Below are 22913 nucleotides of genomic sequence, written 5' to 3' on the forward strand. Positions count from 1 at the left end.
CGGGCCCGGCAATTCAAGGAACCGATGTGAACCCGATGCACCCCGTGGACTTCGTGAGCCACCTGCGCGATCTGGCTGCGCGGCGGCCCGGCGACACCGCGCTGATCGCCGTCACCGACCGCGACGGCGCCCCCCTCGACACCCCCATCAGCTACAGCCGGCTCGACGAGCGCGTGCGCGGCCTCGCGGCGCGGCTGCAGCAGTCCTATGGCCTTGGCGAGCGCGCGCTGATCATGCTCGACAACAGCGATGACTACGTCGTCAGCTTCTTCGCCTGCCTCTACGCCGGCCTTATCGCCGTGCCCGTGTTCCCGCCCGAATCGACGCGCAAGCGGCATCTCGGCAAGCTGGAGGGCATCGCGGCCGATGCCGGCGCCCGCTGCGTGCTGACGCATGCCGCCATCCGGGCGTCCATCGCCAGCGTGGCCGAAGCCTTTGCCGATGTGCCGCTGATCGCCGTCGACGAGATCGGCACCGAGGATGCCGACCGCTGGGCGCCGCACGCGCCGGCCGCCTCCGACATCGCCTTCCTGCAATACACCTCCGGCTCGACCTCCGCGCCCAAGGGCGTCATGGTCACGCACGCCAACCTCATGGCGAACATGCGCGCGATCGAGGAGGGCCTTTCCGTCGGGCAGGACGACACCTTCGCAAGCTGGCTGCCGCTGAACCACGACATGGGCCTGATCGGCGGCCTGCTGCAGCCGCTGCATCGCGGCATTCCCGTCGTGCTGATGTCGCCGCGCTACTTCCTCGAGCGGCCCGTGCGTTGGCTCGAAGCCATCTCGCGCCACCGCGCGACCATCAGCGGCGGGCCCGACTTCGCCTACCGCCTGTGCCTCGAAAGAGTTTCGGAGGCGCAACTGCGCAAGCTCGACCTGTCGAGCTGGACTCTTGCCTTCTCCGGCGCCGAGCCGGTGCGCGCAGACACGCTGCGCCAATTCAGGAAGCAGTTCGCGCCCGCGGGCTTCGCCGCCGGTGCGGTGTATCCGTGCTACGGCCTCGCCGAATCGACTCTCTTCGTTGCCGGCGGCCGGCGCGGCGCGGGCATGGTCGCCCAGGACTTCTCGAGCCGCAGCCTCGCGCGCGGCGTTGTCGAAAGCCAAGCCGAATCCGAAGAAAGCACCACGCTCGTCGGCTGCGGCAGGGCCGTCTCCGGCCATGCCGTGCGCATCGTCGACCCGGTTTCGCTGGCCGTGCGCGACGCGAGTGGCATCGGCGAGATCTGGGCCACGGGGCCCAGCATCGGCAGCGGCTACTGGAACAAGCCGGATGTGTCGCGCAACACCTTCGTCGAGCACGACGGCGCCACCTGGCTGCGCACCGGCGACCTCGGCTTCGTGCACGAGGGCGAGCTCTACGTGGCCGGGCGCATCAAGGACATGATCATCGTGCGCGGCCACAACCTGTACCCGCAGGACATCGAGCGGATGATCGAATCCGAGGTCGACATCGTGCGCAAGGGCCGCGTGGCCGCCTTCGCAGTCGATGGGCCGAGCGGCGAGGGCATCGGCCTCGCGGCCGAGGTCTCGCGCAGCACGCAGAAGCTGGTCAGGCCCGAGGCGCTGGTCGAAACGCTGAGCGCGGCCGTGAGCGAGCAGTTCGGCGAGCCGCTGTCTGTGGTGATGCTGCTCAACCCCGGCGGCATGCCCAAGACCACCAGCGGAAAGCTGCAGCGCGGCGCCTGCCGGCAAGGCTGGATCGACCGCACGGCCGACGCCTACGCGATGTACGCGCACGGCGAGTTCGTGCTCGGCGGTTCGGCGGCGAACGCGCCCGCCGCGCAGCCGGCGCTCGACGAACTGGAGCAGGCCGTCGCCTCCATCTGGAACGAAGTGCTGCGCCGCGGCGCGCAGCAGCCCGCGCTCGCGCGCGGCGACCACTTCTTCATCCGCGGCGGTAACTCGCTCGCCGCCACGCAGGTCGCGGTCCGCATCTCCGACCGCTGGGAAATCGACTTCCCCGCGCGCATGCTTTTCGAACAGCCCCGGCTGGGCGAACTCTCGGCCGAAGTGCGCCGGGTGCTCGCGAGCGGCCAGCGCAGCCCGCGCAGCGCGATCCCCGTGCTGCCGGCGGCGCGCCGCGCCGGCCCGCTCGCGCTCTCGCACGCGCAGGAGCGCCAGTGGTTCCTGTGGCAGCTCGATCCGAAGAGCACCGCGTACCACGTCGGCGTGGCTCTCGATCTGTCGGGACCGCTGCACGCCGAAGCGCTCGGTGCTGCGTTCGACGACATCGTGGCCCGCCACGAGAGCCTGCGCACCGTGTTCCGCGCGGCGGCGGACGCAAGCGTGAGCCAGTGGCTTCAGCCTGTGTCGCAGTTCTCGCTGCGGCACGTCGACCTGCGCGATCTGCCGGTACACGAACGCGAAGCTGCGGCGATCGAGCATGCGAGCCGCGTCCACGCCGAGCCCTTCGACCTCGGCGAAGGCCCGCTGCTGCGCGCGGCGCTGATCCGCATCGACGACGCGCGCCATCTGCTCGCCGTCGTGGCGCATCACATCGTGTCCGACGGCGCATCCATGCAGGTGCTGGTCGGCGAACTCGGCGCAGGCTATGCGGCCCGCGCGAAGGGCGAGGCCCCTCGGTTCGAGCAGCTGCCGATCCAGTACGCCGACTACGCCCTCTGGCAGCGCGACTGGCTCGCCGCAGGCGAGGCCGCACGCCAGCTTGCCTACTGGCGTGCCCAGCTCGGCGACGAGCATCCCGTGCTGGCCCTGCCCACCGACCATCCGCGCCGGGCGGTGGCGAGCTACCGCGCCGCGAGCCATGCCTTCGAATTCGACGCCACCATCGTCGAGCGGCTGCGCGCCGCGGCGCAGGCGCAGGGCGCCACGTTCTTCATGGCGCTGCTGGCCGGCTTCCAGGCGCTGCTGCACCGCTACACCGGCCAGCAGGAGGTGCGCGTCGGCGTGCCGGTGGCCAACCGCCACCGCAGCGAGACAGCGGGGCTGATCGGCTTCTTCGTCAACACTCAGGTGCTGCGCGCCTCGGTGAGCGGCCGCATGAGTCTCGCGCAGCTGCTGGCGCAGGTTCGAGAAGCCGCGCTCGGCGCACAGGCCCACCAGGACCTGCCTTTCGAGCAGCTGGTCGAGGCCCTGCAGCCGCAGCGCAGCCTGAGCCACAGCCCGCTGTTCCAGGTGATGCTCAACCACCTGCGCGAGGACGCGGACACGCTGCGCGCGCTGCCCGGGCTGGAATCCCGCGAGCGCCGCATGGAGGAGGGCGCCGCGCAGTTCGAACTCGTGCTCGACATCCGCGAGCGCGCCGACGGAAGCACCGGGGCCGTGTTCACCTACGCGGCCGAGCTGTTCGAGCCCGCCAGCATCGAGCGCATCGCTGCGCACTACCGCGCGCTGCTGGAGGCGCTGGCGTCGGATTCAGCCCAGGCCCTCGGCGACGTGCAGTGGCTCGATGCGGCACAGCAGCGCCAGCTGCGCGACTGGTCGACGGGCGAGTGGCAATCGCCGCAGCCGCAGCCCGTGCACCGCCTGTTCGAAGCGCATGCGCGCGCGACCCCTGCCGCCGTCGCGCTGATCGACGGCGACGCCCAGTGGAGCTACGCGGCCCTGAACGAACGCGCCAACCGCGTCGCCCACCGGCTGATCCGCCAGGGCGCCGTTCCGGGCACCGTCGTTGCAGTGGCCATCGAATCGGCCGCAGACCGCGTGGCGGGCCTGCTTGGCGTGCTCAAGGCCGGCGCCACCTACCTGCCGCTCGACCCCACGCATCCCACGCAGCGCATTGCGCAGTTGCTGGAAGACAGCGGCGCCGGGCTGCTGCTGGCGAGCGCTGCGGATGCGGAAGTGCAGCGAGGCATCGCCACCGTGCTGTTCGACGAAGAGCAACTGCGCGGCGAAGCCTCCACCGACCCGGAAGTCGACCTGCACGACGGCCAGCTCGCCTACCTCATCTACACCTCCGGCACCACCGGCCGGCCCAAGGGCGTGGCCGTGCCGCATGGTGCTTTGGCCATGCACATCCAGGCGATGGCACGCACCTGCGGCATGCGCGCCGAAGACCGCTCGCTGCTGTTCGCGCTGCCGCACGTCGACGCGTCCATCGAGCAGTGCCTGCTGCCGCTCGCGACGGGCGCGGCCCTCGTGGTGCAATCGCAGTGGTGCTCGCTCGCGGGCGAACTCGACGCCCTGCTGCAGCGCCACCGCGTGAGCGTGGTCGACTTGCCGCCTGCCTATGCCCGCCAGCTGATGCAGGGCCAGCCGCCGTTCGCGCATGCGGTGCGCCTCGCGCTCTTCGGCGGCGAGGCCTGGACCGGCGAAGACCTGGCGCTGATCCGCCGCGTGCTGCGGCCCGAACGGATCGTCAACGCCTACGGCCCGACGGAGGCCGTCATCACGCCCACCGCCTGGAACGGCTCGGCGCACGACGACGTGCAGGGCTACGCGCCCATCGGCCGACCGGTGGGCAACCGGACGGCCCATGTGCTCGACGCCGACATGCAGCCGGTGCCGCAGGGCGTCGCCGGCGAGCTGTACCTCGGCGGCGAGGGGCTGGCGTGCGGCTATCTCGGCCGCGCGGCGCTCACGGCCGAGCGCTTCGTCGCCGACCCGTTCGACGGCGCGGGCGGCAGGCTCTATCGCACCGGCGACCTCGTGCGCTGGCGCGCCGACGGCCAGCTCGAATACCTCGGTCGGCTCGACCACCAGGTGAAGATCCGCGGCTTTCGCATCGAGCTCGGCGAGATCGAAGCCCGCCTGCGCGAGCACCCGGCGGTGCGCGAGGCGCTGGTGCTCGTGCACGAGGCCGCGGCAGGCCCTTCGCTCGCCGCTTACGTCTCGCCCGCGCCCGTCGCGCAGATCGACACCGCCGCGCTCCGGGAGTGGCTGGCGCGCGCGCTGCCCGACTACATGGTGCCCGCGGCCATCGTGGCGCTCGAGAGCTTTCCGCTTACCGCGGGCGGCAAGATCGACCGCCGTGCGCTGCCCGCGCCCGTCGCTGCCGGGGGGCAGGGCGGCCATGCCTACGAGGCGCCGCAGGGCGACGTGGCAGAGACGCTGGCTGCGATCTGGGCCGAGCTGCTCAAGGTCGCGAAGGTCGGCATGAACGACAACTTCTTCGACCTCGGCGGCAACTCGCTGCTCGTGATCCGCATGCACCGGCTGATGGAAGACAGGCTCAAGCCGGGCCTCACCGTGGTCGATCTCTTCAAGTACCCGACCGTCGGCGCGCTCGCGCGGCGCATCGAACAGGGACAGCGCGGTGCTGTGCCTGCCACAGCCGGCGGCGAAGGCGCCGACGACGAGCAGGCGCGTGCCCAGCGCCAGCGCGCGGCCCTGCTGCAGCGCCGCCGTCCCACCGAAAGAAGCCTCTGATGCAAGACCAGACACCTGCGCCCGAATACACGGGCATCGAGATCGCCATCGTCGGCATGGCCGGCCGCTTCCCGGGCGCGCCGGACGTCGACGCCTTCTGGCGCAACATCCGCGACGGCGTGGAGTCGGTCACCGTCTTCAGCGACGAGCAGCTGCGCGCGCGCGGCGTGCCCGAGCGCACCCTGGCCGACCCCGACTACGTGAAGGCCGGCGTGCTGTTCGAGGGCTTCGACCAGTTCGACGCGGGCTTCTTCGGCTATTCGCCGCGCGAGGCCGAGCACCTCGATCCGCAGCAGCGCATCTTCCTCGAATGCGCCTGGGAGGCGCTGGAAAGCGCCGGCTGGCAGGCGGGGGCGGGCAAGGGCGGCGCCTCGGTCGGCGTCTACGCGGGCGACGGCCCCAACCTCTACCTCATGCGGCACCTGCTGCCCGCCTTCGGCGTGGACGCCGGCACCGGCATCGCCGACATGCTGGGCCTGATGAGCGGCAACTCCGCCGGCTCGCTGTGCACGCGCGTGGCCTACAAGCTCGACCTGCGCGGCCCGGCCGTCAGCGTGCAGACCGAATGCTCCACCTCGCTGGTGGCGGTGCACATGGCCTGCCAGGCGCTGCTGAGCCACGACTGCGACATGGCGCTGGCCGGCGGCGTGTGGCTCAACCTGCTGCAGGAAGGCGGCTACCGCTACCAGAGCGGCGCCATCCTCTCGCCCGACGGCCACTGCCGTGCCTTCGACGCGAAGGCCGCGGGCACCGTCATCGGCAGCGGCGCGGGCATCGTGGTGCTCAAGCGGCTGGCCGAGGCGCTGCGCGACGGCGACACCATTCACGCGGTCATCAAGGGCAGCGCCTCCAACAACGACGGCTCCGACAAGATCGGCTTCACCGCGCCCAGCGTTCAGGGGCAGGCCAGCGCGATCCGCGCGGCGCAGATGGTGGCCGACGTTCCCGCCGCCACCGTCGGCTACGTCGAGGCGCACGGCACCGGCACCACGCTCGGCGATCCGATCGAGATGGCCGCGCTCACGCAGGCCTTCGCCAGCGGCGGCGCAACCGAAAAGGGCAGCTGCGCCATCGGCTCGGTGAAGACCAACATCGGCCACCTCGACGCCGCGGCCGGCGTGGCCGGCCTCATCAAGGCGGCGATGGCGCTGCGCCACAGGACGCTGCCGCCCAGCCTGCATTTCGAACAGCCCAACCCGCAGATCGATTTCGCGAACAGCCCGTTCTACGTGAACACCGAGGCCAGGCCCTGGCCGAAGGGCGATGCGCCGCGCCGGGCTGGCGTCAGCTCCTTCGGCATCGGCGGCACCAACGTGCACGTGGTGCTCGAAGAAGCTCCCGCCATCGCCGAGCAGGCCAAGGACAGCGGCTGGCAGGTGCTGCCGCTGTCGGCCATGAGCGCCGCCGCCACGCGGCAGGCGGCGCAAAGGCTGGGCGCGCACATCGAGGCGCATCCGGAACTCGCGCTGACCGACGTCGCGCACACGCTGCAGTCGGGCCGCCGCGCCTTCGCGCATCGCAGCGCCGTGGTGGCAGACGAGGCATCGGCGGCCGCGCGCATGCTGGCCTCGGGCGAGGGCGTCGTCACCGCCTCGGCGCTGGCACCCGAAGAGCCGCCCGAAGTGGCGTTCCTGTTCCCCGGCGGCGGCACCCAGCACGCCAACATGGGCCTGGAGCTGTACCGCGGCGACACCGCCTTCCGCGAGGACGTCGACCGCTGCTGCGAGCTGCTGCGCCCCGAACTGGGCTTCGACCTGCGCGAGCTGCTGTTCCCCGCGCCGGGCGCCGAGGCCGACGCGGATGAGCGCCTCTTCGGCATCGCACTCGCGCAGCCCGCCTTGTTCGTCATCGAATATGCAATGGCGCATTGGTGGATGCGCCGTGGCGTGCGTCCCGCCGTGATGATGGGCCACAGCCTCGGCGAATACGTGGCCGCCTGCCTGGCGGGCGTGTTCAGGCTGGAAGACGCGCTGCGCGTGGCGGCCCTGCGCGGCCGGCTGCTGCAGTCCATGCAGCCCGGCGCGATGACGGCGGTGCCGCTCTCGCAGGCCGAGCTCGCGCCTTTCCTGAAGGACGGCTGCGACCTCGCCGCCGCCAACGGCGAGCAGCTGAGCGTGCTCTCCGGTCCTATCGGCGCCATCGAGGCCGCCGAAGAGAAGCTGCGCGCGCAGGGCCACCTGCCGCGCCGCCTGCATGTGTCCATCGCCTCGCATTCGGCGATGACGCAGCCGCTGCTCGGCGAGCTCGAGCGGCTCATCGCCTCGGTGCCGCGGCAGGCGCCGAAGATTCCCTTCGTCTCCAACGTCACCGGCAAGCTCGTCACGGCCGAACAGGCCATGAGCCCGGGCTACTGGGCGCAGCACCTGCGCGGCACGGTGCAGTTCGTGGATGGCCTGCGCACGCTGCTCGACGTGCCCGGACGCGTGGTGCTCGAAGTGGGCCCCGGCGAAACGCTCGCGGGCCTCGCGCGCCAGCACCCGAAGGCCGCGTCGGCGGCCGCCGTGCTCGCCAGCCAGGCGCATCCGCAGCAGCGGACGCGCAACGCGCAGCAGATCGCGCAGGCGCTCGCAGGCCTCTGGCTCGCGGGCGTGAACATCGACTGGGCCGCCTGCCACGCAGGCCAGACGCGCCGCCGCGTGCCGCTGCCGGCCTACCCGTTCCAGCGCCGCCGCTACTGGGTCGACGCACCCGATGGCGCATCGGCGAAATCGCCGGGCAGGAAGCCGCTGGACGCGTTCTACGTGCCGGCATGGAAGCGCATCGAGGCGCCGATGCCGGCACCGGCAAGCGAGACTAGCGGGGGCTGCGTGCTGGTGTACGGCGACGGCCGCAGCTTCACCGGCCATCTCGCGCGGCACCTGCGCTCGCAGGGCCATGCCGTGGCCATCGCGCAGCGCGGCGAATCCTTCGCGCGCAACGGCCGCGCCGAATGGGCGCTGCGCCCCGGCGAGCAGGCCGACCACGCGCGGCTGCTGCGCGAGGTCGAAGCCGACTTCGGCACCGTCACCGCCATCCACCATCTCTGGTGCCTCGACGAGGTGCCCGCCGCCGGTCCTCAGGCCGAACTGCTGGAGCGCGGCTTCTTCAGCCTGCTGGCGCTGGTGCAGGCGCTGGATGCGCGCACCACCGCGGCCACCGCCACCATGCTGCCCATCGCCATCGTCGCCAACCAGATCGAGGACATCACCGGTGCCGAGGCGCTGTGCCCCGAGAAGGCCACGCTGCCGGCCATGGCCAAGGTGATCGGCCAGGAATGCCCGCGCATTCGCTGCCGCGTGATCGACGTGATGCTGCCCGCGCCCGAAAGCGAGGCCGAGAACCTGCTCGTCGAACAGGTTGCCGCCGAAGCCGCCGCGCTGCGCGACGGGGCCGGCGAGCCGCTGCTGGCGTATCGCGGCGCGCATCGCTGGGCCAAAACTTACGAACCCGCGCCGCTGCCGGCCGCCGTACGGCCGCGCCTGCGCCGGGAGGGCGTGTACCTCGTCACCGGCGGCCTGGGCGGCGTCGGCCTCGCCATCGCGAAGCATCTGGCGCAGCACTGCCAGGCCAGGCTGGTGCTGCTCGGCCGCACGGCCATGCCCGAACGCGCGGCGTGGAGCACGCTGGCCGGCGACGCAAACCGGAACGAGGCGCAGAGAACGCGCCTGCGCCAGCTGCTCGAACTCGAATCGCTGGGCGCGCAGGTGCTGACCCTGTCGGCCGACGTGTCCGACCCGGCACAGGTGCAGGCCGCGCTCGCGCTCGCGAACGCGCGCTTCGGCGCGCTGCACGGCATCGTCCACGCTGCCGGTGATGCGGGCGGCGGCATCATGGCCCAGCGCACGCGCGCGCAGGTCGACACCGTGTTCTCCACCAAGGTGCGCGGCACCCGCGTGCTGCTGGACGCGGTGCGCGGCCAGCCGCTGGACTTCGTGCAGTTCTGCTCCTCCATCTCCAGCGTGGCCGGCGGCCTGGGCATGAGCGACTACGCCGCGGCCAACGCGTATCTCGACGCCGTGGCCGTCGCGCATGCGCGCAGCGGCGGCTACCCGGTCTTCTCGGTCAACTGGGACGCCTGGCGCGGCCTCGGCATGGCCCAGCACATGGTGGTGCCCGAAGGCATCGGCATGGACGGCCCCGAGGGCGCGCGCACCTTCGAGCGCATCGTCAACGGCCCGCCGCGGCCGCAGACCGTGATCTCGACCACCGACCTCGCCGAGCGCCTCGGCCCGCTGGACAACGGCATGCTCGACCTGCTCGATGCCGAAGGCGCCCAGCCCGCGGCGAGCGGCGCAAGCCATCCGCGCCCCGCGCTGCAGACGCCCTTCGTCGCACCCGAAGGCGAGCTCGCGAACGCGCTGGCCGCCCTGTGGACCGAGCGGCTGGGCATCGCGCCCATCGGCATGGACGACAACCTGTTCGAGCTCGGCGGCGATTCGCTGGTGGCCATCCAGCTGCTGTCGCGCATCCGCAAGGCCTACGCCGTCGAGCTGCACCCCAGCGAGTTCTTCAAGGCGCCGACCATCGCGGGGCTGATGGCGCACATGCCTGCGCAGGATGTCGTGGCGAACCCCGGCAGCGCCGCCTCGAGGGAGATCCCGACCGTGCCGCGCGACGGCCCGCTGCCGCTGTCGCCGATGCAGCGCCGGCTGTGGCTGGTCGACCGCCTCACCGACGCAGTCAACGTCTCGGGCCGCGCGGCCTACAACATGTCGGCCGGCCTGGCCCTGCACGGCGAGCTGGACGTCGGCGCGCTGCGCGCGGCCATCGACGCCATCGTCGCGCGCCACGAAGTGCTGCGCACCGTGTTCGCCGAGGACGGCGAGGGCGAGCCGGTGGCGGTGATCCGCGACCGCGTGAGCCTGGACATCCCGGTGATCGACGTTCCCGGCGCCGACAAGGCCGAACGTGAGCGCCGCTACGCCGAGCTCTTCGACGAACTCGTGCGCATGCCCTTCGTGCTGGCCGAGGGCCCGCTGATCAAGGCCACTGTCGCGCGCCTCGGCGAGCGCGAGCATGTGCTGATCCTCGTGGTGCACCACATCGTGTTCGACGGCTGGTCGATCGCGGTGTTCGCGCGCGAGCTCGGCGAGTTCTACGAGCGCGCGCTGCGCCGCCAGCCGCTGGCGCTCGCGCCGCTGCCGGTGCAGTACGTGGACTACGCTGCGTGGTACGAGCGCGCGCTGGCCTCGCCAGCCTTCGGTGCCAAGGCCGGGTTCTGGCGCGACTACCTGCGCGACGCGCCCCAGGTCTCGAGCCTGAAGCCCGACCACCGGCGCCCGGCCACAGCGTCGCACGCCGGCAGCTCGGTGGTGCTGGAGCTTTCGCCGGCCCTGTCGCAGGCGCTGGGCCGGCTCGCGCGCGAGTCCGACGCCTCGCTCTTCACGCTGCTGCTGTCCTCCTTCTTCCTGTTCTTCCACCAGGCCTCGGGCGCCGACGACATCGTCATCGGCACCGACGTGGCGGGACGCGGCCATCCGGACCTGGAGCAGCTGCTGGGCTTCTTCGTCAACGTGGTGCCGGTGCGTTCGCGAATGGAAGGCCGGCCGGCGGATTTCAGTCAATGGCTCGCGCGGACGAAGCGACAGACGCTCGGCGCCATGGACCACCAGGACGTGCCCTTCGACCAGATCGTGGAACTCGCGGGCGCGCGCCGCGCGCGCGACCGCAATCCGCTGGTGCAGGTGCTCTTCGTCCTGCAGAACACACCGGAGATCCGGTTCGCCATCGAAGGCGCCGAGGTCGAGGTGCTGCCCCAGCAGATGAACGAATCCAAGTTCGACCTGGCGGTGTTCGCCAGGCAGCAGGCCGGCGCGCTCACCGTCGAGTGGGTGTACGCCACAGACCTGTACCGGCGGGAAACCGTCGAGAAGTACGCCGCTTCGTGGCACGCGCTGCTGGAGCGGATCGTCGCAACACCGGGCCTGGCCATCGATGCGCCGGCCACCACCCCTTCGCAGGAGCGAATCGACATGAACACCACCACCCGACCCGCAGCCGGCAGCAGCAACAAGATGGACAAGCTCGGCAAGCTTGGGAAACTCGCCAGGGCCGCGCCCGGCACCGAGGCCCCGCGCGCCGCCGCGCGCCCCGTGGTCCAGACCTCCTTCCTCGAGCCCGGGGCCGAGTTCCCCATCGTGCTGCAGGCCACCACCGCCGACCTCGACACCGTGGCCTGGGCGAAGAGCCAGGCCGACTACATCGAGATGCTGGTGGCCAGGCACGGCGGCATCCTGTTCCGCAACTTCGGCCTGAAGACGCCGCAGGACTTCGAGGCCTTCGCCGAGGCCATCGAGCCCGAGCTGTACGGCAGCTACGGCGACCTGCCCAAGAAGGAGGGCGGCAAGAAGACCTACCGCTCCACGCCGTATCCCGAGCGGCAGATGATCCTGTACCACAACGAGAGCTCGCACCTCGACCGCTGGCCGCGCAAGCAGTGGTTCTTCTGCGAGCTGCCCTCGCCGGTGGGCGGGGCCACGCCCATCGTCGACTGCCGCGAGATGCTGCGCCGCCTGCCGCCCGACATGGTGGCCGAGTTCGAGCGCAAGGAGCTGCTGTACGTGCGCACCTTCACGCCGGGCCTGGACGTGAGCTGGCAGGACTTCTACAAGACCGAGCGCCGCGAGGACGTGGAAGCCCGCCTCGCCGACGCCGGCATCGCCTGGCGCTGGCTCGACGGCGACACGCTGCAGACGCGCACCCGCTGCCCGGCGGTGATCCGCCATCCGCTCACGGGCGAGAAGGTGTTCTTCAACCAGATCCAGCTGCACCACGTGGCCTGCCTGGAGGCGCAGGTGCGCGAGGACCTGCTGGCCATGGGCGGCACCGACCGCCTGCCGCGCAACGTGACCTACGGCGACGGCTCGCCCATCGCCGACGAGACCATGGCCGTGGTCGGCCGCGTCTACGAGGAATGCGCGGTGCGCTTCGACTGGCGGCAGGGCGACATCGTCATGCTCGACAACATGCTCGCCGCCCATGCGCGCGACCCGTACGAAGGGCCGCGCAAGATCGTGGTGGCGATGGGCGCGATGTTCGACCGCGCCGCCTTGGCGGGCGCTGCAAAGGCCACGGACACCCGCATGGCCGACGAGCAGGGGGCATGAGCGTGACGACAGCGACCACAGACAACCCCGAAACCACCTTCGCGCTGAGCCCCGAGCAGCGCCTCGTGCCCGCCGGCGCGCCCCGCCTGCCGATGCTGGCCGGCATCGAGGGCCCGCTGGACATCGCGCGCCTGCGCATCGCGGTGGAGAGCGTGCTGCGCGCGCACGGCGCGCTGTGCGCGTCCATCAGGCAGGTGCCGGGCTACCGGGGCCCGCGGCTGCAGTACCACGACGAGATGCCGCCGCTGAAGTGGCAGTCCGCCGACATGCCCAACGCCTCCGGCGAGGCGGTGGCCGCATGGCTCGACGCCATCAATCGCGAGCCGCTGGCCATGGAGCGCGGCGAACTCGCCAGCGCCGGCCTCGTGCGCACGGGGGAGGCGCGGCACACGCTCGCGCTGTCGGTGAACCCGCTGGCCGCCGACCGCGAGAGCCTGCGGAACCTCTTCAACCAGATCGCCATGGCCTATCTGGGCGAGGGCAACATCGATCCGGAAGACATCTTCCAGTACGCGCGTTTCGTCGAATGGCGGCAGGATCTCGTCGAAGGCGAGGACGCCGCGGAGGGCTGCGCCTACTGGCAGCGCTTCGCGGCGGACGCCGCCACGCTCGCGCCGCCGCGCCTGCATGCGCGGCTCGATGGCGCCGGAGCACCAACGGCGCGCTACAAGGCCAGCGACGCCATCGACGCGGCGCTGTCGGCCCGCGTGGCCGAACGCGCGGATGCGCTGGGAGTCGAGCCCGAGACCCTGCTGCAGGGCGTCTGGTGGCTGCTGCTCGCGCGGCTGGACGGCGGCGCGGGCCGCTTCGTCGGCGGCTGGCAGCACGATTGCCGGCGCGACTACGAGCCGATGCAGGGCGCGGTCGGCCTGTTCGACAAGGTGCTGCCCGTCGTGGTCGACGTGGCCGCCGATGAGTCCTTCGCGAGCTGGATCGCCCGGCTGCAGGGCACCATGGCCGCGCACGTCGACGTGCAGGAATACTGGCCCGTCGATACGCCGCCGCTTGCCGCACACACCGTCGTCGGTTTCGCCTCGCACGAGGCGGGCCGCCGCCATGGCACCGGCACGCAATGGACGCTGGCCGGCCTGCCCGGTCCGATGCGGTGCTTCGAGCTCGCGCTGCAGGCCGCATGGAGTGCCGAAGGCTCGGTGCTGTCGCTGCACGCCGACACGGCCCGCTACAGCCGCGCCGCGCTCCAGCGGCTGCTGATGCAGTTCGCCACACTGCTGGAGGCCGTGGTCGCGCAGCCCGATGCGCCTGCGGGCTCGCTGCCGCTGGTCGGCGCGAAGGAGCAGGCGCTGCTGTTCGCGCAGAACGACGTGCGCATCGATGTGGGCACGCAGACCGTGGCCGATCGCATCGCGCACTGGGCGAAGACGACGCCCGAGGCCCCCGCGCTCGAAGGCGGTGGTCAACGACTGAGCTACCGCGAGCTGGATGCCCGCGTCAATCGCCTTGCGCACTGGTTCGTCGCGCAGGGCGTGAAGCCGGGCGCCATCGTCGCGCTCAACCTGCCGCGCTCGCTCGACCTGCCGGTGGCGATGTTCGCCGCCTGGCGCGCGGGGGCGGCCTACCTGCCGCTGGAGCCCGGCTGGCCCGAGGCGCGCCGCGCCGCTGTGCTCGCCGACGCGCAGCCCGCGCTGGTGCTCGATGCGCTGCCCTCCGCGCTCGACGGCCTGCCCGGCGAGGCCCCGGCGCACCGCATCGCGCCGCAGGACCTGGCTTATGTGCTCTACACCTCCGGCTCCACCGGCAAGCCCAAGGGCGTCGCCGTCGAGCAGGGCCAGCTGCTGAACTACGTGGCAGCCGCCTCGGCCGCGATGAAGCTCGATGAATGCCGCCGCTGGGCGCTCACGAGCTCGGTGGTGGCCGACCTGGGCAACACCGCGCTTTTCGGCGCCTTCTTCAACGGCGCATGCCTCGTCGTCGCGGGCGAGGACGAAGCCAGGGACGCGGAAGCCTTCGCTCGTTTCATGACCGCGCATGCGATCGACGCGATCAAGATCGTGCCCTCGCACCTGGAGGCGCTGCTCGAATGCGAGGCGCCCAGCCTGCCGCGCACGCTGGTGCTGGGCGGGGAGGCCGCGCCGCGCGCGCTGGTCGAGCGCATCGCGCGGCTCGCGCCGCAGTGCGCCATCTACAACCACTACGGGCCGACCGAGACCACGGTCGGCGTGATGGTGCATGCCGTGCCCGCGGGCGGGCAACTGCCGGCGCAACTGCCTTTGACTCAGGTGCTGGCCAACAACCGCGTGCATGTGCTCGATGCATCGCTGCGCCTCGTGCCGGCGGGCGGCATGGGCGAGCTCTACGTCGGCGGTGCTCAGCTGTGCCGCGGCTACCTGAACAGGGATCTGGGCGAGGCCTTCGTCGCCGACCCGTTCAACCCGGGCGAGCGGTTCTACCGCACCGGCGACCTGGCGCGCGTGCTGCCCGAAGGCGGCATCCGCCTTGCGGGGCGCGCGGACCATCAGGTAAAGATTCAGGGCTTCCGTGTGGAGCCCGCCGAGGTCGAGGCGGTGCTGTTGGCGCAGCCGGGCGTGCGGCAGGCGGTGGTGCTGGCGGTGCAGGACGCAGCTGGAGCGACAACGCTGAGTGCCTTTTTCGTTGCAGACGATACGGCGCTCGATGGTCGCGCATTGCGCGAGCAACTTGCCGCGCTGCTGCCCGCGCACATGGTGCCGGCCGGCTTCAAGGCGGTGGATGCCTTCGAGCGCCTGCCCAACGGAAAGATCGACCGTCTTGCGTTGGCCGCGCTGGCGGCGAAGGAACCCGCCGCAGCCGATCGCCGCGTGCGCACCGAGCCGCGCGACGCGCTCGAAGCCGTGCTGGCCGGCGGCATGGCCTCGCTGCTGGGCAGCGGCCCCGTCGGCGCGGATGAAGACTTCTTCGAACTCGGTGGCCATTCGCTGCAGGTCATCAAGCTGGTGGCGCGCATCCGCAAGCAGCTGCAGGTGGAGATCGCCGCAGGCGCGGTGTTCGACCACCCGACGCCGGCCGCGCTCGCCGCGGTGCTGCGCGAGGCCAGCGACGATGCCGAGGGGCTCGAGCAGCGGGCGCAGGCTCTTCGGCAGTCCGAAGAGGCGACGGCAGAAGCAAGCGAGGCCGCATGAGCATCGGTATCGTCAGCACGGTGCGCGATGGCGATGCGGTCGCGCTTTCCTACGCGCAGGAGCAGCTGTGCTTCCTGCAGAAGCTCGAACCCGGCCTCACGGCCTACAACCTGCCGCGCGTCTTCCGCCTGGGCGGCGCGCTCGACGCCAATGCGCTGGAGCGCGCGTTCCAGGCGCTGATCGCGCGCCACGCCATTCTGCGCACCGCCTTCTTCGAGCAGGACGGCGTGCCGATGCAGCGGGTGCTGGCATCCGCGCCCTTCGCGCTGGAGCGCATCGATCTCTCGGCGCTTTCGTCCCAAGCGCAGAAGCAGCCGCTGGACGAGGCCGTGCGCCGCACCGCGGCGCATGTGTTCGACCTGGGCACTGCGCCCGCGCTGGTCGCGCGGCTGGTGAAGCTGGGCGACCGGCGCCATGTGCTGGCCGTGTGCCTGCATCACGTGGTCTCCGATGCGTGGTCGAACCCGATCCTCGCCGGCGACCTGGCGCGGGCCTACCGGCTCGCGCTGCGCAGCGGCGGTGCTGCCGTCGCATTGCCGCCGCTGCCCGTGCAGTACGCCGACTACGCCGTGTGGCAGCGCTCGAGCGTGCAGGGCGGCGCTCTGGCGCGCCAGCTCGAGCACTGGAATCGGCATCTCGGCCCTGAGGTTCCGTCGCTCGACCTGCCGACCGACCGCACGCGTCCCGCGCAGAAGACATTCGCCGGCACCGCGCTGGGCTTCGAGCTGCCGCCGGCGCTGGCACTGGCGGTGCAGAAGTTCTGCCGCGCCGAGAAATGCACGCCCTTCGTCGCGCTGCTCGCGGCATGGCAGGTGCTGCTGTCGCGCCTGAGCGGGCAGGGCGACTTCGCCATCGGCGTGCCCAATGCCGGCCGGCACCACGAGGAAGTGAGCGAGCTGCTGGGCTTCTTCGTGACCACGCAGGTGTTCCGCGCGCGGCTCTCGCCGCGGCAGAGCCTGCGCGAGGTCTGCCGCCAGGTGCGCGCCGATGCGCTGGCCGCGCTGGACAACGCCGACCTGCCCTTCGAAGTGCTGCTCGCGAACCGCAAGGACCGGCGCGACCCGGCACGCAGCCCGCTGTTCCAGGTGATGTTCGGCGTGCAGATGTCCGGCGAGGCCGTGGCGCTCGATTTCGAGGGCGTGCAGGCCGAGCTGGAAGAGTTCGACGACGCGGGCGCCAAGTTCGACCTGTCGCTGGACTTCTACATCGACCCGCAGGGCGTGCGCGGCCGGCTCGAATACAACACCGACCTGTTCGAGGCGCGCACCGCGCAGCGGCTGGTCGACAGCTACCAGCGCGTGCTGCAGACGCTGGCATTCGACCCTGACTGCGTGCTCGCGAATCTCGTGCTGACGGGCGAGGAAGAACGCGCCGGACTGATGCGCCAGAGCGCCGGCCTGCCGCACCGCGACTACACGGAGCCGGTGCACAGGCTGATCGGCAGGCAGGCGCAACGCACCCCGGGCGCGGTCGCGCTGGTCTTCGGCGATGCCTCGCTGAGCTACGCCCAACTCGACGCGAAGGCGAACCGCCTCGCACACCGCCTGATCGCCCTGGGTGTGAAGCCCGATGCCAAGGTCGGCATCGCCGTCGAGCGCAGCATCGAGATGGTGGTGGGCCTGCTGGCCATCCTCAAGGCCGGCGGCGCCTACGTGCCCATCGACCCCGAATACCCCAGTGACCGCATCGCCTACATGCTCGAGGACAGCGGCGTCGCGCTGCTGCTCACGCAGAGCCACGTCGTGCCGGGCATTCCGCTTCGCGAGGGCGTGCAGAGCATCGAGCTGGACCGGCTCGATCTCGAGGAAGGCCCGAGCGTGGACCCCGGCGTGCCCCTTCATGGCGAGCACCTCGCCTACGTCATCTACACCTCCGGCTCCACCGGCCGGCCCAAGGGCGCGGCCAACCGGCACCTGTCGCTGTACAACCGCCTCGCGTGGATGCAGGACGCCTATTCGCTGGGCGAAGCCGACACCGTGCTGCAGAAGACCCCCTTCAGCTTCGACGTGTCGGTGTGGGAATTCTTCTGGCCGCTGATGCAGGGCGCGCGCCTCGTCGTCGCCCGGCCGGGCGACCATCGCGAGCCGGCGAAGCTCGTCGAGCTGATCCGCCAGCACCAGGTCAGCACCATCCACTTCGTGCCCTCCATGCTGCAGGCCTTCGTGGCCCATGAGGGCATCGAGGCCTGCACCAGCCTGACGCGCATCGTGTGCAGCGGCGAGGCCCTGCCGGCAGAGGCGCAGGCCAGGGTGTTCGAGCGGCTGCCCGGCGCGGGCCTGTACAACCTGTACGGCCCGACCGAGGCGGCCATCGACGTCACGCACTGGACGTGCAGGCCCGACGGACGCAACCACGTCGCCATCGGCCGCCCGATCGCGGGCACGAAGACCTACGTGCTCGACGACGGCCTGAACCTCGTGGCCCAGGGGTTGCCGGGGGAGCTGTACCTCGGCGGCATCGGCCTGGCGCGGGGCTACCTGGACAAGGCAGGCCTGAGCGCCGAGCGTTTCGTCGCCGATCCGTTCGGCGGCGCCGGAGAGCGGCTGTACCGCACGGGCGACCTGGTGCGCTGGAGGGAAGACGGCGAACTTGAATACCTGGGGCGCATCGACCATCAGGTGAAGATCAGGGGCCTGCGCATCGAGCTCGGGGAGATCGAGGCGCAGCTGCTGGCGCAACCGGGGGTGCGCGAGGCGGTGGTGGTGGCGGCAGCCGGTCCCGCTGGCATGCGGCTGGTGGGCTATGTTTCGGCGCGAACAGGCGAGGCGCTGAATGCAGCAGTGCTGCGCGAGCGCCTTGCCGGCGCGCTGCCGGACTACATGGTGCCCGGCGCGCTGCTCGTGCTGGACACGCTGCCGCTCAATGCCAACGGCAAGATCGACCGCAAGGCGCTGCCGGAGCCCGAGTCGGTCGCGACCGACGCCTATGAAGCACCTTGCGGCGTGGTCGAGCAGGCGCTGGCCGCGATCTGGTCCGAACTGCTGCGCGTGCAGCAGGTGGGGCGGCGCGACAACTTCTTCGCCCTCGGCGGCGATTCCATCCTGAGCCTGCAGATCGTGGCGCGCCTGCGCACGGCCGGATGGAAGCTCACGCCAAGACAGATGTTCGATCGCCAGACCATCGCGGAACTCGCGGAGGTGGCCGAAGCGGTGGATGCCGCGGCTTCGCCGTCGACCGGGCACGGCGCGAAGGACAGCGTGGAGAACGGCGCGGTGCCGCTGCTGCCGCTCCAGGCCGAGTTCTTCGAGACGGCGATGCCCGAGCGTCATCACTGGAACCAGTCCTTGCTGCTGCAAAGCCGCGAGCCGCTGGATCTGCCCGCGCTTCAGGGGGCCCTGGTGGCCGCCATGGAACATCACGACGCCTTCAGGCTGCGATTCCGCAAGGATGCCGCGGGCGAGTGGCGGCAGGCCTACGAGTCGCTGCCGGCAGGCTGGCATCAGGAGCTGCTGTGGGTGCGCGAGGCGAAAGACGCGGCCGCGGTCGAGGCACTGTGCGACGAAGCCCAGCGCAGCCTTGACCTGGAGCGCGGGCCCTTGCTGCGCCCGCTGGCCATCAAGCTCGGCGACGGCTCATGGCGCCTGCTGCTCGCGGCACATCACCTTGTCATCGATGGCGTGTCGTGGCGCATCCTGCTCGAGGACCTGGGGCAAGCCTATGCGCGATTGCGCGCGGGCGAGACCGTCGCGCTGCCCGCCAGGACCGGCAGCGTCAGGGACTGGGCATTGGCCCTTCAGGAGTACGCCGCCGCATCCGGCGACGGGGAGCTTGCCTATTGGCGCACGCTGGCTGAGGTGCCCGTGGCGTTGCCCTGCGAGCATCCCGAGGGCGCGAGCACGCAGGCCGAGCGCGACAGCATCGAGCTGCGCCTCGACCGGGCCAGCACGCACGCGCTGCTCAAGGAGGCGCCGGCGGCCTATCGCACGCAGGTCAACGACGTGCTGCTCACGGCTTTGGGCCGGGCGCTGTGCGCCTGGAGCGGACACGAGCGGATGCAGGTCATGCTGGAGGGCCACGGCCGCGAGGACCTGCCCGGTGGCGTCGACCTGTCGCGCACCACGGGCTGGTTCACCAGCCTGTTCCCGGTGCTGCTCGATACCTCGGGCGAGCCGGGCGAGGCGCTCAGGCGGATGAAGGAAAGCCTGCGAGGCATTCCTCTCAAGGGGCTTGGCCATGGTGCGCTGAAGCACCTCGGCAGTGAAGCGCAGCGCCAGGCCCTGAGGGCCTTGCCGGCGCCGCAGCTCGTCTTCAACTACCTGGGGCAGATCGACAGCGGCTTCGACGCCGGCTCGCCCTGGCGGCAGGCCGAAGAGAGCCCGGGCGTGTCGATGGATGAAGCGTCACCGCTGCTGCACGAGTTCACGGTCAACGGCCAGGTGTCCGACGGAGAACTCACCATCACCGTGAGCTACAGCCGCGCGCGGCATGAGCAGCACACGGTGCAGGGGTGGGTGAAGCGCTTCGAGGACGAACTCGATGCGCTCATCGCGCATTGCACTGCGGGCGCACGCGGCGTGACGCCATCGGACTTTCCGCTGACCGGCCTCGGCCAGCCGCAACTCGATGCCTTGCCGGTGGCGGTCGCCGAGCTGGAGGACCTGTATCCGCTGTCTCCGATGCAGCAGGGCATGCTGTTCCACGGCCTGCTCGAACCGCAGGACGGCAGCTATGTCAACCAGCTCGCGGTGGATGTGGAGAACCTCGATCCGGCACGCCTTCGCGCTGCCTGGGAGGCGGCCCTGCAGCGCAGCGAGATCCTGCGCAGCGGCTTCCTCGTGCATGGCGAAGCGCCTCTGCAATGGGTGGCCGCCAGCGTGGGCACGGCAATGCCCTGGATCGAGCACGACCTGCGCGAGCGCGCCGACCTCGGTGCGGCGCTGCAGGCGCTGGCCCGCGAGCAGCAGGAGCAGGGCTTCGATCTCTCGCGGCCGCCACTGATGCGGCTGCTGCTGGCGCGCACCGGCGAGCGCCGTCATCACCTGATCTGGACGCATCACCATCTTCTGCTGGACGGCTGGAGCGCCGCGCAACTGATGGCCGAGGTGCTGCACCGCTACGGCGGGCAGCCACCGTCCCAGGCGCCAGGGCGCTACCGCGACTACATCGCCTGGCTGGGCGCGCGCGATCCGCAGGCCGGCGAGCGCTACTGGCGCGCGACCATGGGTACGCTGGAGGCACCGACGCGGCTGCTGTCCGCACTGCGCCCTCCTGCCCTTGCAAAGATGGGCAAGGCGCGCCATCGCAGCCTGCTGGATGCCTCTGCCACGCAGCGCCTGCAACAGGCCGCGCGGCGCGAGCGGGTGACTTTCAACACGCTGATGCAGGCCGCATGGGCGTTGCTGCTGGGCAGCCATACGGGCCAGGGCACCGTCGTGTTCGGCGCCACCGCCGCCACCCGTCCTGCCGATCTGCGCGGTGCCGAGCAGATGCTCGGGCTGTTCATCAACACCTTGCCGGTGGTCGTGCCGCTGCGACCCGGTCAGCCCGTGGGCGAGTGGCTGCGCGAACTGCAGGCCAGCCAGGTGGCCGCGCGCGAGCACGAGCACACGCCGCTGCATGAGATCCAGGCCTGGGCGGGCGGCGCTGGGCAGGGCCTGTTCGACAGCCTGATGGTGTTCGAGAACTACCCGGTCGACCAGGTGCTGAAGGAGGCTTCGCCGGGCGGACTGGTGTTCGGGCCGGTGCGCACGCAGGCCGACACCTCCTATCCGCTGAGCCTGCTGGTCCACCAGGGCGACACGCTGCAGCTGGACTGGCTCTACGCGCAGGAGCTGTGCGACGAGGCGACCATCGAGCGCCTCGCGAGCCAGCTGCGAGCACTGCTGCTGGCCCTGGCCGAGGACAACGGCGAGCGCCCGCTGGCGCAGCTGCCGCTGATCGAACCGTGTGAGCTGGAGCAACTGGCGCGCTTCGAACGCGGCGACTTCGGGGCACATTCGCCGGAGCCTGTGCACCGGCTGGTCGAGCGCCAGGCAAGGCTGAATCCCGAGGCTCCGGCGCTGGTCGCCGGCGAGCGGCGGCTCAGCCATGCGGCCCTGAACCGGCTGGCCAACCAATGGGCGCATCGCCTGATCCGGCTCGGCGTGAGGCCGGAGGACCGGGTGGCGATCGCGGTCGACCGTTCCGTCGAAACGGTGGTGGGCTTGCTGGCCGTGCTGAAGGCGGGTGCGGCCTACGTGCCGCTGGACCCGTCCTTCCCGTCCGATCGCCTGGCCTACATGGTGGAAGACAGCGGCGTCGCCTGGGTGCTGACCCGCGATGCCCTCGCGGCGCGGATTCCGTCCCGGCCCGGCGTGCGCCTGCTGTCCTTCGACACGGACGACGTGAGCGGCGAGTCCGGGGATGACCCGGTCGTGCCGCTCCATGGAGACCACCTGGCGTACGTGCTGTACACCTCGGGCTCCACCGGGCGTCCCAAGGGCGTGGCGATGCGGCACGAGGCGGTGGCGCGGCTGATCGCCTGGCAACTGGCGTGCATTCCCGGCTCGCGCCGCACCCTGCTGTACGCATCGCCGTGCTTCGACGTGGCGTTCCAGGAAATGCTCAGCGGCCTGGCCTCGGGCGGTTGCCTGGTGCAGAGCACCGAGGCGCAGCGGCTCGACATGGTCGAACTCGAGGCGCTGATGCGCGAGCAGTCGGTGGAGCGCGTGTTCCTGACCTTCTCCGTGCTGCAGCATCTTGCCGAAGCCTCCCTGGCCCAGGGCACGCGGCTGCCGGCACTGAAGGAGATCGTCACGGCGGGCGAGCAACTCAAGCTCACGCCCGCTTTGATCGCCTGGCTGCAGCGCGAGGCGCAGTGTCGCCTGCTCAACCAGTACGGCCCGACCGAGACCCACGTGGTCAGCGAGTTCGTCGTCGAGCTCGCCGACGGCGAGGGGCTGCCGCCCATCGGGCGGCCGGCTTCCAGCGCGCGCCTGCTGGTGCTGGACGGCAGCCTGCGCAAAGTGCCGCTGGGCGCGATCGGCGAGCTGTATGTGGGCGCGGAGGTGCTTGCGCGCGGTTATCTGAATCGCAGCGACATGACGGCACAGCGCTTCGTGGCGGATCCGTTCGATGCGGCCGGCGGTCGGCTGTACCGCACGGGCGACCTGGTTCGCTGGCGCGAGGACGGCCAGCTGGAGTACCTCGGCCGGCTGGACCACCAGGTCAAGGTGCGGGGCTTCCGCATCGAGCTGGGCGAGATCGAGGCGCAGCTGCTGGCGCAGCCGGGCGTGCGCGAGGCGGTGGTGGTGGCATCGGAGGGGCCGAGCGGCGCAAGGCTGGTGGGCTACGTCTGTGGCCACGAAGGCCAGCCGGCGCTGGAGGCAGCGGTGCTGCGCGAACAGCTCGGCGCGGTGCTGCCGGAGTACATGGTGCCCGGTGCCCTCGTGGTGCTGGAGGCG

4 protein-coding genes are annotated in these 22913 nt (G+C 71.3%); all 4 read left to right on the forward strand.

The features are described 5' to 3' along the window. The first annotated feature begins 35 nt into the window (after positions 1-35). Entirely contained in the window at positions 36-5330 is a 5295-nt protein-coding gene (locus tag EJP67_RS29615) for a non-ribosomal peptide synthetase (protein ID WP_126025298.1), read from the forward strand. After that, positions 5330-12415 carry a type I polyketide synthase gene (locus tag EJP67_RS29620; protein WP_126025292.1) on the forward strand — a complete coding sequence of 2362 codons (7086 nt, stop codon included), beginning with the start codon at positions 5330-5332 and terminating at the stop codon, positions 12413-12415. The genes EJP67_RS29615 and EJP67_RS29620 overlap by 1 nt, the downstream gene beginning before the upstream one ends. After that, positions 12412-15531, forward strand: coding sequence for a non-ribosomal peptide synthetase (locus EJP67_RS29625; RefSeq protein WP_126025293.1), 3120 nt, complete (start codon positions 12412-12414; stop codon positions 15529-15531). Before EJP67_RS29620 ends, EJP67_RS29625 begins: the two co-directional genes overlap by 4 nt. Then, positions 15528-22913, forward strand: a 7386-nt coding sequence (locus tag EJP67_RS29630; RefSeq protein ID WP_126025294.1) for a non-ribosomal peptide synthetase, incomplete at its 3' end; no start/stop codon positions are given. The genes EJP67_RS29625 and EJP67_RS29630, both read left to right, overlap by 4 nt.

The organism is Variovorax guangxiensis, from assembly GCF_003952165.1.
GTDB lineage: Bacteria > Pseudomonadota > Gammaproteobacteria > Burkholderiales > Burkholderiaceae_C > Variovorax > Variovorax guangxiensis.